Source organism: Streptosporangium sp. NPDC020072 (assembly GCF_040631445.1).
Taxonomy (GTDB): Bacteria; Actinomycetota; Actinomycetes; order Streptosporangiales; family Streptosporangiaceae; genus Streptosporangium.
On the sequence record NZ_JBEYAB010000001.1, the window covers coordinates 1 to 13,571 of the forward strand.

Annotated in this window: 9 protein-coding genes and 2 tRNA genes; 3 read left to right on the forward strand and 8 right to left on the reverse strand. The window is 67.1% G+C overall.

What is annotated here, in order from left to right; all coding sequences use genetic code 11:
* Window positions 1–608 precede the first annotated feature (608 nt).
* The 6 genes from ABZ470_RS00005 to ABZ470_RS00030 form a co-directional block, all read right to left on the reverse strand.
* Window positions 609–3,185 (reverse strand): valine--tRNA ligase, encoded by a 2,577-nt coding sequence (locus tag ABZ470_RS00005; protein ID WP_362908920.1) that lies wholly within the window; start codon window positions 3,183–3,185, stop codon window positions 609–611.
* 215 nt (window positions 3,186–3,400) lie between these two features.
* Complete coding sequence (gene clpX / locus ABZ470_RS00010) at window positions 3,401–4,681, reverse strand: ATP-dependent Clp protease ATP-binding subunit ClpX (protein WP_184724068.1); 1,281 nt, start codon at window positions 4,679–4,681, stop codon at window positions 3,401–3,403.
* A gap of 192 nt (window positions 4,682–4,873) precedes the next feature.
* Window positions 4,874–5,518, reverse strand: a complete 645-nt coding sequence (locus ABZ470_RS00015; RefSeq protein ID WP_352010723.1) for an ATP-dependent Clp protease proteolytic subunit — start codon at window positions 5,516–5,518, stop codon at window positions 4,874–4,876.
* Window positions 5,519–5,529: 11 nt separating this feature from the next.
* The gene (locus tag ABZ470_RS00020) at window positions 5,530–6,123 is read right to left on the reverse strand and encodes an ATP-dependent Clp protease proteolytic subunit (protein ID WP_352010742.1); all 594 of its coding nucleotides are present in this window, start codon (window positions 6,121–6,123) and stop codon (window positions 5,530–5,532) included.
* A 436-nt stretch (window positions 6,124–6,559) separates the two neighbouring features.
* Complete coding sequence (gene tig, locus ABZ470_RS00025) at window positions 6,560–7,948, reverse strand: trigger factor (protein WP_362908922.1); 1,389 nt, start codon at window positions 7,946–7,948, stop codon at window positions 6,560–6,562.
* Between the two features lie 208 nt (window positions 7,949–8,156).
* Window positions 8,157–9,023 (reverse strand): helix-turn-helix transcriptional regulator, encoded by an 867-nt coding sequence (locus tag ABZ470_RS00030; RefSeq protein WP_362908924.1) that lies wholly within the window; start codon window positions 9,021–9,023, stop codon window positions 8,157–8,159.
* Window positions 9,024–9,266: 243 nt separating this feature from the next.
* Between ABZ470_RS00030 and ABZ470_RS00035 the strand changes: the two genes are divergently transcribed.
* A complete protein-coding gene (locus ABZ470_RS00035) occupies window positions 9,267–9,776 on the forward strand; it encodes an ATP-binding protein (protein ID WP_352010720.1) in 510 nt (169 codons plus the stop codon).
* 86 nt (window positions 9,777–9,862) lie between these two features.
* On the opposite strand, the gene ABZ470_RS00040 is transcribed toward ABZ470_RS00035, so the two are convergent.
* Window positions 9,863–9,936: transfer RNA gene (locus ABZ470_RS00040), tRNA-Pro, on the reverse strand.
* Window positions 9,937–10,023: 87 nt separating this feature from the next.
* Between ABZ470_RS00040 and ABZ470_RS00045 the strand changes: the two genes are divergently transcribed.
* A tRNA-Gly gene (locus ABZ470_RS00045) sits at window positions 10,024–10,094 on the forward strand.
* Window positions 10,095–10,573: 479 nt separating this feature from the next.
* A complete protein-coding gene (locus tag ABZ470_RS00050; RefSeq protein WP_362908926.1) occupies window positions 10,574–12,304 on the forward strand; it encodes a SpoIIE family protein phosphatase in 1,731 nt (576 codons plus the stop codon).
* A 1-nt stretch (window position 12,305) separates the two neighbouring features.
* Here ABZ470_RS00050 and ABZ470_RS00055 read toward each other — a convergent pair whose 3' ends face one another.
* On the reverse strand, window positions 12,306–13,523 hold the full coding sequence (locus ABZ470_RS00055; RefSeq protein ID WP_362908928.1) for an NAD(P)/FAD-dependent oxidoreductase: 1,218 nt from the start codon (window positions 13,521–13,523) through the stop codon (window positions 12,306–12,308).
* Between the last annotated feature and the right edge of the window lie 48 nt (window positions 13,524–13,571).

Genomic DNA, 13,571 nt, shown 5'->3' on the forward strand with positions numbered 1-13,571 from the left:
ATGCTTTTCGAGTCAACCCCGGCTGAAAGCACACCACCTCAACGCCGAAACGACGGGAGGCGGGTGTATCAACCAAAGGAATCCATCCCCGCACGGATCATGTCGCCATGTCGTGCGTTAGGACGGGTTTGTGCTTCATGCACTGGCTTTTAGCACACTGTTGAGTTCTCAAGAAACGGACGCGTTCACCGTCCGCCGCCACACCACCCAGTGCGACCACTTCAGGGGCACAAACTTCCGCGTTTCCATCCTATCATTTCCGGCCGGTCCGTGTCAACCCGCCGCCTTCGCAGCCACTCGACACCAACCCGCCAGACCCGCTAGGATCTCGCTCACCCCGTCTCCGGAGCAACCCTTCCAACTTACTCTGACATCCAGCTTCTGTCCAATCCCTCGGACAGGCTAGGTCTTCAGTGATCTTTTGGAGGGGTGTGTGGGATCTCGTCCCACTTGAAGAACTCTAGCAGTCCATTCGGGCTCTCAGGACCAACTTGCCGGTAACAACTAAGTCTTCCCTGGGTCACCATGTCTCAAACGTGTGCCCGAAGCCGACACGCGAGAGCCCGGGACCACCAACCGATCCCGGGCTCTGTAATGCGATCGAGTGTTCAGCCGGCAGGCAGCGCGTCGAGCTGGGCCGTCAGTCTCGCGATGTCCTGATCCGCCTGGGCGGCACGGGCACGCACCTTGGCCACCACGTCATCAGGCGCCTTCGACATGAACTGCTCATTGCCAAGCTTGGCGGCCACCTGGGCGGCTTCCTTGCGTGCCACCGCGAGATCCTTCTCCAGACGCTTGCGCTCAGCCGCCACATCAATCGTCCCCGCGGTGTCGATCTCCACCTGGATTCCGCCGACGTCGAGGCGCGCGGTCGCGGCGAAGGAGTCGGACGGCTGGTCGAGGCGGAGCAGCGACCTGATCGCCCCCTCGTGCGGGGCCAGGGACGTACCGGTGAGGGAGAGTCGTGCCGCTACTCGTTGGCCTGGCTTGAGACCCTGGTCGGAACGGAACCTGCGGATCTCGGTGACCAGCCCCTGGAGGGCGACGATCTCCTTCTCCGCGTCACCGTCACGCAGCGACTCCTGAACCACGGGCCACGGGGCGACCGCGATGGAGGGGGCCGCGGTCACCGCTCGCCACAGTTCCTCGGTGACGAACGGCACCAGCGGATGGAGCAGACGGAGCAGCGCGTCGAAGACGTGCCCGAGCACCAGCCGGGTGTGTTCCTGTCCCGCGGCCAGCTGGATCTTCGCCAGCTCCAGGTACCAGTCGCAGACCTCATCCCAGGCGAAGTGGTACAGCACATCGGAGACCCTGGCGAACTCGAACTCCTCGAAGGCCGCGTCGACCGTACCGACGACCTCCTGCAGCCGGGAGAGGATCCAGCGGTCGGCCGCGGTCAGCTCCTCGACAGGAAGCTCACCGACCGTCGCGCCGTTCATGAGCGCGAAGCGGGTGGCGTTCCAGATCTTGTTGCAGAAGTTGCGGGAGCCGCCTGCCCATTCCTCGCTGATCGCCACGTCGGATCCGGGGTTGGCACCGCGCAGGAGCGTGAAACGGGTGGCGTCCGCGCCGAAGCGCTCGACCCAGTCGAGCGGGTCCACCACGTTGCCGAACGACTTGGACATCTTCTTGCCGTACTGGTCTCGGACCATCCCGTGCAACGCGACGGTGTGGAACGGAGGACGACCCTCCATCGCGTAGATGCCGAACATCATCATCCTGGCCACCCAGAAGAACAGGATGTCGTAACCGGTGACCAGGACGGAGGTCGGGTAGAACTTGGCCAGTTCGGGGGTCTTCTCCGGCCAGCCCAGGGTCGAGAACGGCCACAGTCCCGAGGAGAACCAGGTGTCGAGGACGTCAGAGTCCTGGACGTAGCCGGCGGGCGGCTCCTCGTCGGGGCCGACGCAGACGACCTCACCCTCTGGGCCGTACCAGACCGGAATCCGATGTCCCCACCACAGCTGCCGTGAGATACACCAGTCGTGCATGTCGTCGACCCAGTCGAAGTAGCGCTTGGCCAGCTCCGGCGGGTGAATCCGGGTGCGTCCCTCACGGACCGCGTCGCCTGCGGCCTTCGCCAGGGGCGAGACGTTGACGAACCACTGCAGCGACAGTCTCGGCTCGACCACTGTCTTGCAGCGTGAGCAGTGACCGACCGAGTGGAGGTAGGGCCGCTTCTCCGCGACGATCCGGCCCTGCTCACGCAGGGCGGCCACGACCGCGGGCCTGGCCTCGAAGCGGTCGAGCCCCTCGAACGGACCGTGTGCGGTGATCACTCCGCGTTCGTCCATGACGATGAGGGAGGGCAGCGAGTGACGGCGCCCGATCTCGAAGTCGTTGGGGTCGTGCGCCGGAGTGACCTTGACCGCTCCGGTGCCGAAGGCGGGGTCGACGTGCTCGTCGGCCACGACCGGAATGCTGCGGCCGGTCAGCGGGAGCTCGACCTGCCTGCCGACCAGGTGCGCGTAGCGCTCGTCCTCGGGGTGCACGGCGACCGCGGTGTCGCCCAGCATGGTCTCGGCGCGGGTCGTGGCGACGATGATCTCGTCCTCGCCGGAGCCGTACCGGATCGAGACGAGTTCGCCCTCGTCCTCGCTGTGCTCGACCTCGATGTCGGACAACGCCGTCAGGCAGCGCGGGCACCAGTTGATGATGCGCTCGGCGCGGTAGATGAGCCCGTCGTCGAAGAGCTTCTTGAAGATGGTCTGGACCGCGCGGGAGAGACCGGGGTCCATGGTGAAGCGCTCGCGGGACCAGTCGACGCCGTCGCCGAGCTTCCGCATCTGCCCGAGAATCCGGCCCCCGGACTCTTCCTTCCACTGCCAGACGCGCTCGACGAAGGCCTCCCGGCCAAGGTCGTGGCGAGAGAGGCCCTCCTTGGCGATCTCACGCTCGACGACGTTCTGGGTGGCGATGCCCGCGTGGTCCATACCCGGCAGCCAGAGCGTCTCCTGCCCGCGCATGCGGGCGCGGCGGGTCAGCGCGTCCTGGATCGAGTGGTCGAGGGCGTGGCCGATGTGCAGGACACCGGTTACGTTCGGCGGGGGCAGGACGATGCTGTACGGCTCGCGCTCGCTGCTGGGGTCGGCGGTGAAGTACCCCTCGGACACCCAGCGCTCGTAGCTCCGGGTCTCCACGTCGGCGGGGGTGTACTGGGTAGGCAGCTCTGGCGTCGTCACGGTGTCCAATTCTAGAGACGTCCGGACGGTCGATGTCCCCGACTCGCGGCCGTCGTCAGGTGTCCGCACACCTTCCGCCCTGTCCAGACATGTCTCTCTTCGGATGGCGGCCGGACTCCAGCCACCGGAAAGACCCGGAAAGACCGTGGACACGGCGACGCCCCCGCGTAGAGGAACGCGGGGGCGTCGCCGCTTCGGATCATCCGGCGCTGAGGTCAGGCGGACTTCTCGCGCGGCGTGCGCTGCTGCTTGTTCAGCTGGTCACGAGGCACGAGGGTCGGGTTGACGTGCTCAAGCACCGACTCTCGGGTGATGACGACGCGGGCCACGTCCTGTCGGGAGGGCACCTCGTACATCACCGAAAGCAGGACCTCCTCCAGGATGGCGCGCAGGCCTCTGGCACCGGTGCCCCGCAGGATCGCCTGGTCGGCGATGGCCTCCAGGGCGTCGTCGCTGAACTCCAGCTCGACGTTGTCCAGCTCGAACAGGCGGCGGTACTGCTTGACCAGGGCGTTGCGCGGCTCGGTGAGGATCTGGATGAGCGCGTCGCGGTCAAGGTTGTGCACGCTGGTGATGACCGGGAGGCGGCCGACGAACTCGGGGATCATGCCGAACTTCAGCAGGTCCTCGGGCATGACGTCTCCGAAGATGTCGGAGGTGTCGATGTCGTCCTTGGAACGGATGATGGCGTTGAAGCCGATGCCCTTCCTGCCGACCCGGGACTCGATGATCTTCTCAAGACCCGCGAAGGCGCCACCGCAGATGAACAGCACGTTGGTGGTGTCGATCTGGATGAACTCCTGGTGGGGGTGCTTGCGCCCGCCCTGGGGCGGCACGCTCGCGGTGGTGCCCTCCAGGATCTTCAGCAGGGCCTGCTGCACGCCCTCGCCGGAGACGTCCCTGGTGATCGAGGGGTTCTCGCTCTTGCGAGCGATCTTGTCCACCTCGTCGATGTAGATGATGCCGGTCTCGGCCTTCTTGACGTCGTAGTCAGCGGCCTGGATCAGCTTGAGCAATATGTTCTCGACGTCCTCGCCCACATAGCCCGCCTCTGTCAGGGCGGTGGCGTCGGCGATGGCGAACGGCACGTTCAGCATCTTCGCCAACGTCTGGGCGAGCAGTGTCTTGCCGGAACCGGTCGGGCCCAACAGCAGAATGTTGGACTTGGACAGCTCGATGCCGTCGTCACGCCCGCGCTCGCCGGACTGCACCCGCTTGTAGTGGTTGTAGACCGCCACCGAGAGCGCCTTCTTCGCCTGGTCCTGACCGATGACGTAGGCGTCGAGGAACTCGTAGATCTCCCTCGGCTTGGGCAGACTGTCCCACTTGAGCTCGGAGGACTCGCTGAGCTCCTCTTCGATGATCTCGTTGCAGAGATCGATGCACTCATCGCAGATGTATACGCCGGGTCCGGCGATGAGCTTCTTGACTTGCTTCTGGCTCTTCCCGCAGAAAGAGCACTTCAGCAGGTCTCCCCCGTCGCCGATGCGTGCCACCCCAGATACTCCTTTGCGTGGGACCGCCCTGGCTTCGCGGTCCGTTTCTTCCGACCGGACCGATACCCGGTGCGAAAAGTCATCCCGCTCAGGTTTCGACGTTACCGTCTTCTGAGCCCTCAGTGAGCCCCCTAGCGGCGAGTCGCACCGGAAGGTGCCCAATTGGGCACCGTTCCGGTGCGATAGACCTCATTAGGAGGCTATGGCCTTGGCGAGCTTCTTGCGCGACGGGATGATGTCGTCGATCAGCCCGTACGCCTTGGCTTCCTCGGCATCGAGGATCTTGTCCCGCTCGATGTCCTTGCGGACCTCTTCGGCGCTCCTGCCCGAGTGCCTGGACAGGATCGACTCCATCTGCGTGCGCATCCGCAGGATCTCACGCGCCTGGATCTCGATGTCGCTTCCCTGGCCGCCACCCTCGGTTGAGGGCTGGTGGATCAGCATGCGGGCGTTGGGCAGGGCGAACCGCTTGCCGGGCGTGCCGCCGGCCAGCAGAATCGCCGCCGCCGAGGCGGCCTGACCGAGACAGACCGTCTGGATCTCCGGCCGGACGAACTGCATCGTGTCGTAGATCGCCATCATGGCGGTGAACGAGCCGCCCGGCGAGTTGATGTAGATGCTGATGTCGCGGTCGGGGTCGATCGACTCCAGCGTCAGCAACTGCGCCATGACGTCGTTGGCCGAGGTGTCGTCAACCTGCACGCCGAGGAAGATGATGCGGTCCTCGAAGAGCTTGTTGTACGGGCTCATCTCCTTGACGCCGTACGACGTGCGCTCGACGAAGGTAGGGATAACGTAACGGCCGTTGATGTCTCCCGGCCGGATCAACTCACTCACCTTTTGCCCCTTCAGGAGACGGCGCCCGTTGAGGGCACCTGCCGGGCGCTGCGCACGACATTGTCGATGAAGCCGTAGTCCTTGGCCTCCTCGGCCGTGAACCAGCGGTCACGGTCGGAGTCGGCCTCGATCTGGTCGAGCGGCTGACCGGTGTGGAAGGCGATGCGCTCGGCAAGGGTCTTCTTGACGTAGAGCATCTGCTCCGCCTGGATGGCGATGTCGGCGGCGGTGCCACCGATGCCCCCGGACGGCTGGTGCATCATGATGCGTGCGTGCGGGAGCGCGTAACGCTTGCCCTTCTCACCGGCGCAGAGCAGGAACTGCCCCATGGAGGCGGCCAGTCCCATCGCGACCGTGCACACATCATTGGGCACGTATTCCATCATGTCGTAAATCGCCATACCGGCGGTCACCGATCCGCCCGGCGAGTTGATGTAGAGCCAGATGTCCCTGTCGGGATCGTCCGCGGCGAGCAGCAGCAGCTCGGCGCAGATTCGGTTGGCGATCTCGTCGTTGACCTGGGTGCCCAGCACGATGATGCGCTCACGCAGCAGCCGCTGATAGAGCTGGTCTTCGAGCCTGAACGAGCCGTTCTGCTGGCTCATCGACTCGGGCCCGGAGCCGGTCGGCTGGTAGAAGGTCGGCGGGCTGGTCACAGCGTCACCTTCCGATGCGTCGTAATCGATTGGCTTTGCTTGTGACCTTAACGCGCGGCGCCTACCGGACATGCCCCCTCCACGTGCTGTTCGCTGACGGCGCATGCTCCCCGCACCGTCCCACACCTCTTCGCCTGGTCCGAGCCCCTACGGCCCCGCCGCCGAATCCGCCGTGTAGGACGGCGTCCACGGCGCAGGAAGGCCCCTGGAGGACATTCGGGGCGGTCCCCCGGACAAGGACGGCGCGACACGCCGGGACACCTGTGCGGGCGCTCAGCCGTACCTGACTGCCCGATGGGGGTTTCCCGCGTGTGGGAAAGCGTGACGCCTCCCCGGTGCCCGGCACCGGGGAGGCGTCACGTAGGTCGTGGAACCGCCTTGTGGTCTACTCGGCGGCCTTGTCGGCGTCGCCCTCGGCGCCCTCAGCGGGCTCCTCGACCACTTCCTGGCCGTTGATCTCGCTGTAGATGGCCTTGAGGTCGACCGTCTCGCCGGCCTCGTCGACCACCTTGGCCGCGTCACCGACGACGCTCTTGGCCTTGTCGCGGACGATCTCGACCATGGCCAGCGTGAGCTGGTCGTTGTCGGCCAGGTGCTTGGCGAGGGCGTTGGGGGCGACGTTCATCTGCATGGCGCGGCGCACCACGAAGTCGGTCAGCTCCTGCTCGCTGACGCCGAGCTCCTCGTTCTTGACGATCTTGTCGAGCACGAAGCCGGTCTTGATCGCCTTGGCGGAGCTCGTGTCGAACTCGGCGAAACGCTCTTCCTCGGTGGTCTGGTAGAGGCGGAAGTAAGCCTCCTTGCTCAGGCCACTCTCGGCGATCTGGTGCTCAAGGTTGTGCTTGCGGCTGTCGACCTCGGCCTTGAGCGCGCTCTCCGGGATCGGAATGTCGAGCTTGTCGAGGAGCGCGTCGAGGGCGTTCTCGCGCGCCTGGACGACCTGCTCGATCAGCTTGGTGCGGCGCACCTGCTCGCGGACGCTCTCCTTGAGCTCGTCGAGGGTGTCGAACTCGCTGGCCAGCTGGGCGAACTCGTCGTCGAGCTCGGGGAGGACCTTCTCCTTGACGCTCTTGATGGTGATGGTCACCACGGCCTCCTCGCCGGCGTTCTGCCCGCCGACCAGGTTGGTGGTGAACTCCTTGACGTCACCGGCGGACATGCCGACCAGCGCGTCGTCGAGGCCCTGCAGCACGGAGCCCGCGCCGACCTCGTAGGAGACGTCGCCCGCCTGCTGCTCCTCGATGTTCACACCGTCGATCGCGGCGGCCAGGTCCATCACGACGTAGTCGCCGTTGGCCGCGGCGCGCTCGACGCCGGTCAGCGTGGCGAAGCGCTGGCGCAGGCCGTCCAGCTGGGCCTCGACGTCCTCGTCCGTCACCTGGGCGACCGGGACGGTGACCTCGATGCCCTCGTAGTCGGGAACGTCGAAGTTCGGGCGGACGTCCACCTCGGCGGTGAACTCGACCTGCTCGCCGTCATCGATCTTGGTGACCTCGATGCTCGGCTGACTGACCGGGAAGATGTCGCTCTCGTCGACGGCCTGGCCGTACAGCTTCGGCACCGCGTCGTTGAGGGTCTCCTCCAGAACCACCGCGCGGCCGAAGCGCTGCTCGATGATCCGGGCCGGGACCTTGCCGGGGCGGAAGCCGGGGACGCGCACCTGCTGCGCGACCTTCTTGTACGCCGCCTGCATGCTCTCGCCGAGCTCCTCGAACGGCACCTCGACAGTGAGCTTGACCCGGGTCGGGCTGAGCTCCTCGACAGCGGTCTTCACGGGGTGGTCTCCTTGATCAAGCTTCGAGTGATCGCGGGCGCGTCAAGTCGTACGGCTACCGCGGCAAGCTCGCGCGCCGCGCCCACATGAGCGGCACCGGACACAGCCGTTCAGACATGCGATATTAGGGCATGATCAACTGTGGCGGGTGTCCAACGCCGCTGGCCAGTCTAGGGCAGAGCCGCGCCTGGGAGCGACCGGCGCTCGTTCAGTTCTCCTTGATGATTCTCCGCAGGATGTCGGTCGTCTCCCCCGGAGTGGTGCTGACCGCGCACAGCCGTTCCATGACCTCGCTGTAGCGGTCGACCTCCTCACGCTTGTCCAGGTAGAGGGCGCTGGCGAGCTGTTCGACGTAGACCACGTCGGGAAGCTCGCTGTCCTGGAAACGCAGCACGCTGAAGGCGCCGCCCTCGGCGCTGTGACCGCCGAAGCTGAACGGCATGACCTGAATCGTGATATTGGGCTGGCGCATGAGGTCAAGCAGGTGCTCCAGCTGTGCGCGGGACACCTCGGCGCCACCGATGGGGCGACGCAGCGCGGCCTCGTCGATGACGGCCCAGAAGAACGGGCCGTCCGGGCGTTCGAGCACCCGCTGGCGCTGCATCCGCAGGTCGACGCGGCGCGCGATCTCCTCGGGGGAGATGCCCGCGCTGCCCGCGGTGATGACCGCCCGGGCGTACTCCTTGGTCTGGAGCAGGCCCGGCACGAACTGCACCTCGTAGGTGCGGATGCGGGAGGCCGCCTCCTCAAGGCCGACGTAGGTCTGGAACCACGAGGGGAGCAGGTCGTTGAAGCGGTGCCACCAGCCGGGCTCGTTGGCCTTGAGCAGCAGCTCCATGACGGCCGCCCTGGCTTCCTCCTCCTTGACACCGTAGAAGGTGAGCAGGTCGGCGACGTCACGTTCCCGCAGGCCGACCCTGCCGAGCTCCATCCTGCTGATCTTGGACTCCGACCCCCTGATGAGGTGCCCGGCCTCCTCACGCGACAGGCCCTTGGCCTCGCGCAGCCGGCGCAACTGGGAGCCCAGGAGAATCCGCAGAGCCGTGGGACCCGAGCCCGGTTGAACCTGCGTCACTTCGCCTCCCTATTCAGTTGGGCCAGCGCACACAGTGTCACCACTTCCAGGCGCAATGACAAGGTCCCAACTCCGTGTCCGGTCCGACAACCTCTTCTACTGTTCGCCCATGCGCCTGCACGATGCAACTGCACGTGCATTTGGGTCTTGCAGCGGGCGTTCCGGTGACCCATGATGGCCTAGTGCATATTGGGCTTATGGTGCACAAGCTCTGAAAACTCACAACCAGCGCGGAGACTCACGATGAGAGCGGGAGATACCGGCAGGATGGTGGAGGAGCCAAAATCGGCTGCCGGCTACCTGCAGGCGACTCGCGAGGTGAGCTTCGACGACCTGCTCGCGGCCAGGCACTCCGACGCCACGGCGTGCCCGCTTCCCCACCAGGCGGACTCGGTGAAGACCGCCCGCGAGGTGACGAGGTCGAAGCTGCGGGAGTGGGGCCTGTCGGAGCTGAGCGACGACGCGGCCCTGGTGGTCTCCGAGCTCGTGACGAACGCGGTGCGCTACGCGCTACGTCCACCGAGCACGATGGAGGCCAACCCGATCACCCTCGTGCTGCTGCACCTGTCTCCCCACGTGCTGCTGGCCGTCGCCGACCCCAGTGACGAGGTCCCCACCCCCAAGGAGCCGGACTTCATCTCGGAGAACGGCCGCGGCCTCTACATCGTGGAGACCTACAGCAAGTGCTGGGGCTGGGACCACCTCAACCGCGGCGGCAAGGCCGTCTGGGCGCTCTTCAGCGGGACGCACTGACCCACCCGACAGAGTCGGATGAGCCAGGCGAACCAGATGAAAAGGCCGACCCAGATCGAATCCGATCGGATCGGCCCCCACCAGCGTCGGGGTGACAGGATTTGAACCTGCGGCCCCCTGCTCCCAAAGCAGGTGCGCTACCAAACTGCGCCACACCCCGTACGTCGGTGCGCGCTCGCTCCGGATCTCCGGTACGATTACGCCCTGACGACCGGATGAAGTCTAGACCAGACTGACACCGGCTCGCGCGGACGTAGCTCAATGGTAGAGCCCCAGTCTTCCAAACTGGCTACGCGGGTTCGATTCCCGTCGTCCGCTCAGATGGCGAAGGGCCAGGTCACCTCCATGGTGTCCTGGCCCTTCCGCTATCGGGAACCGTCCGATCCTCTGTGGCCGTTCTCACGCTTCCGATCTTTCGTCCGGCCGTGTCGCGAAGGATGACCATCCGTCCGGCGGGGAACGGTCCGCACTACGGGGGACGGCCTCGTACGGCACGGACGTCGCGCGAGGCCCGGGACCGGCCGCACCGGATTGGGGACTCGACGGCCATCGGGTTTACGCTGCGGAGAAATATCGGGAAATCTGCGCCAAATGCGGATACGGGATATAGATCGTTCTTTACGATTCTCCATGAGCGGCAGTCAAGTCACCGGAGGGAACGTGGCGGGGTTCGAGGGCGTCATGATCGGCCGCGCGGGCGGTCACCCCGGCGGACCGGGTCCGGTGACCCCTCGCTGCGGCGCCCGCGGGGCCGCCGGAGTCCCGGCGCACAGCGGGAGGCGGGGCACGGAGCTGCGGTGGAACGGGTGAACCGCCGTTTCGTCGCCAAGGATCCGGCGTCGTCGACCCCCAGGATGAGCAGCCCGGCGACCATGCACGAGCAGCTCTCCCTGCTCAACGCGGCCAGCAAGCGGATCGGCAGCACGCTGGACATGTTCGAGACCGGCAGGGAGCTGATGAACGTCGCCGTGCCGCGCTTCGCGGACGCGGCGGGCATCCTGGTCCAGGACAGACTGCTGACCGAGGGAGAGTTCGCCCAGCGCAGCATCGACGGCTCGGCGCTCGTACGGCGGATCGCCGTCGGGGTCTCCAGCACGACCCCGGACGAGTACGCCGAGGCCTTCCCGGTGGACGAGGTCACCAGCTACGCGGCGTGGACGCCGTACGCCAGGTGCATGGCCACCGGAAACCCGATCCTCTACCCCCGCCTCGGGCGCAGGACCTCGGAGGAGATCGGGCGCTCCTCCAAGCGTGACTCGGTCGCCCGGGTCCTGGAGGAAAGCTCCTTCCTGGCGGTGCCGCTGAAGGCGCGGGGCCGGGTGCTCGGCTTCGTCATCTTCACCCGCAGGCCGGACAGCGAGCCCTTCGACGAGCAGGACGTCAACCTCGCCGAGGAACTGGCCGCCAGGACCGCGGTCTGCCTCGACAACGCCCGGCTCTACAACCGCGAACGCCGTACCGCGCTGACCCTGCAGAGCAGTCTGCTGCCCGCCGACCTCTACCAGCCGCTCGGTCTGACGATCGCCTCCCGCTACCTGCCCGCCAGCGACCTGGTCGGGGTCGGCGGTGACTGGTACGACGTGATCCCGCTGCCCGGCTGCCGGGTCGCCCTCGTCGTCGGCGACGTGATGGGGCACGGCATCAGGGCCGCCGCGACGATGGGCCAGCTGCGCACCGCCGCCCGTACGCTGGCCAGTCTCGACCTGTGCCCCTCCGAAGTGCTCTTCCGGCTCAACCGGATGAGCCAGGACCTGGACACCACCCAGATCGCGACCTGCCTCTACGCCACCTACGACCAGGTCACCCGGGCCTGCGCGATCTCCTGCGCCGGCCACGTCCCACCCGTCCTCGTACGGCCGGGCGGCGAGACCGAGCTGCTCGAACTGCCCGCCGGTCTGCCCCTGGGCATCGGCAACGAGCCCTTCGAACGGCGTGAGCTGGTGCTGCCGCACGACTCGATCCTCGCCTTCTACACCGACGGCCTGGTCGAGAGCCGTGACCGGGACATCGACGAGGGCATCGGCATGCTGCGCGACCTGCTCACCGGCGGGCGTCACGACCTTGAGGAGCTCTGCGACCTCACGATCGGCGCGCAGCGTCCCGGGCACGAGCGCGACGACATCGCGCTCCTGCTCGCCAGGGTGCGCGAGCTGGACGAGGACGACGTCGTCGACCTCCTGTTGCCCCCCGACCCCCGCTCCGCGGGGCAGGCCCGTGCCTTCGTGCGCGCCACCCTCGCCGAGTGGCGGCTTGAGGCGATCGTCGACAACGTCGAGCTCATGGTCAGCGAGCTGGTCGCCAACGCCGTCGAGCACGGTTCGGGAAGCGTCGGACTGCGCATGCTGCGCGGCCCGACGCTGGTGTGCGAGGTGAGCGACCGCTCCACCGTGCTGCCGTCGATGCGGGACGCGGGCAGTGACGACGACACCGGCCGCGGCCTCCACCTCGTCAACTGGCTCGCCCACCGCTGGGGCTCCCGGACGACCGCCAAGGGGAAGGTCGTCTGGGTCGAGCAGCGCCTGCCGTAGGTCAGGACAGGGCTTTTCTCCTGAGGGAGGGCATGCGCCCGGCCAGCCTGAGCGCGCCCCTGAAGGCCACCCTGGCCAGGCGGCTGTCGTCGACGAACTGCCTGGCGGCCCTGAGCGACCTGCGCACGGCGGCGAAGCCGTACTCGCGCATCTCGGTCTCGTAGCCGGCGATGGCCGTGACGGGGTCCGTTCCGTCGCGCAGGGCGCGGGTGAGCAGGCAGGCGTCACGCAGGGCGGCGTTCGCCCCGATCCCCCGCATCGGGGTCATGCTGTGCACCGCGTCGCCGAGCAGGGTGATGTTCGTCGCGGGCCAGGGATCGACGGGGACCGCGGTGCGGATCGGCAGCAGGGAGACGCTCTCGGGGGCCGAGGCGGTGACCAGCCTTCGCAGGTCGGGGTGCCAGGTGGCGACCAGCCCGGCGACGGCGTCCCTGAGTTCCTGACCGTTCATGCCGGACAGTCCGGTGGGGAGGCGTCCCGCCGAGGCGCCGAAGACCCACATGACGTAGTCGCCCGCTCCGTCGCCTCCGGCGTCCCGCTGTCCGAACTCCTGCGGCGCGGTGAACATGCCGCACCCCCTCGGCGGGATGATCATGTTGGGGCCCCGCCACAGCCGGGGGGCGACCTGGGCGCGTGTCTCGCCGGTGAGCGGGAACCTGCCCGCGACCGTGAGGATGCCGGTGTCGATCCGCCGGGCGTGCGGGAGGTACTGCTTTCTGACCCGGGAGTTGCCTCCGTCCGCGGCGACCACGACGTCCGCGTTCTCGGTGGTCCCGTCGGCGAAGTGCAGAGTCACGCTCCCGTCCGGTTCACGGGTGTAGCGCTCGTAGGTCCTGTCGAACCGTACGACGTCGGACAGGCCGGTCAGCAGCAGCTCCCTGAGCGTGACCCGGCTGATGGAGTGGTGGTTGTCCAGCGGGTCCGGCCCGCGCGGGGTCTCCATCACCATCAGGGGGTTCATCCTCTCGGTGAGGAAGCCGAAGTCCCGCCCGCTCCCGGAGGCCGACGCCAGGAACGTCTCCCATAACTCCGGAGGCAGACACTCGTTGAGCGCGCGGGCCCCCGTCGGGTCGATGTGGATGCGGTAACCCTGGAGCCGGTCGCCGGGAGTGCGGTCACGCTCGTAGACCGTCACCTCCACGCCCGCCCGGCGCAGCCCCTGCGCCAGGCACAGCCCCCCGAGGCCGCCACCGATGATCGCCACTCGCGAGTTCGTCATACCTCACTATCGGCCATCGTGAGGCTCGTCGAGCGAGTCCGTCACACC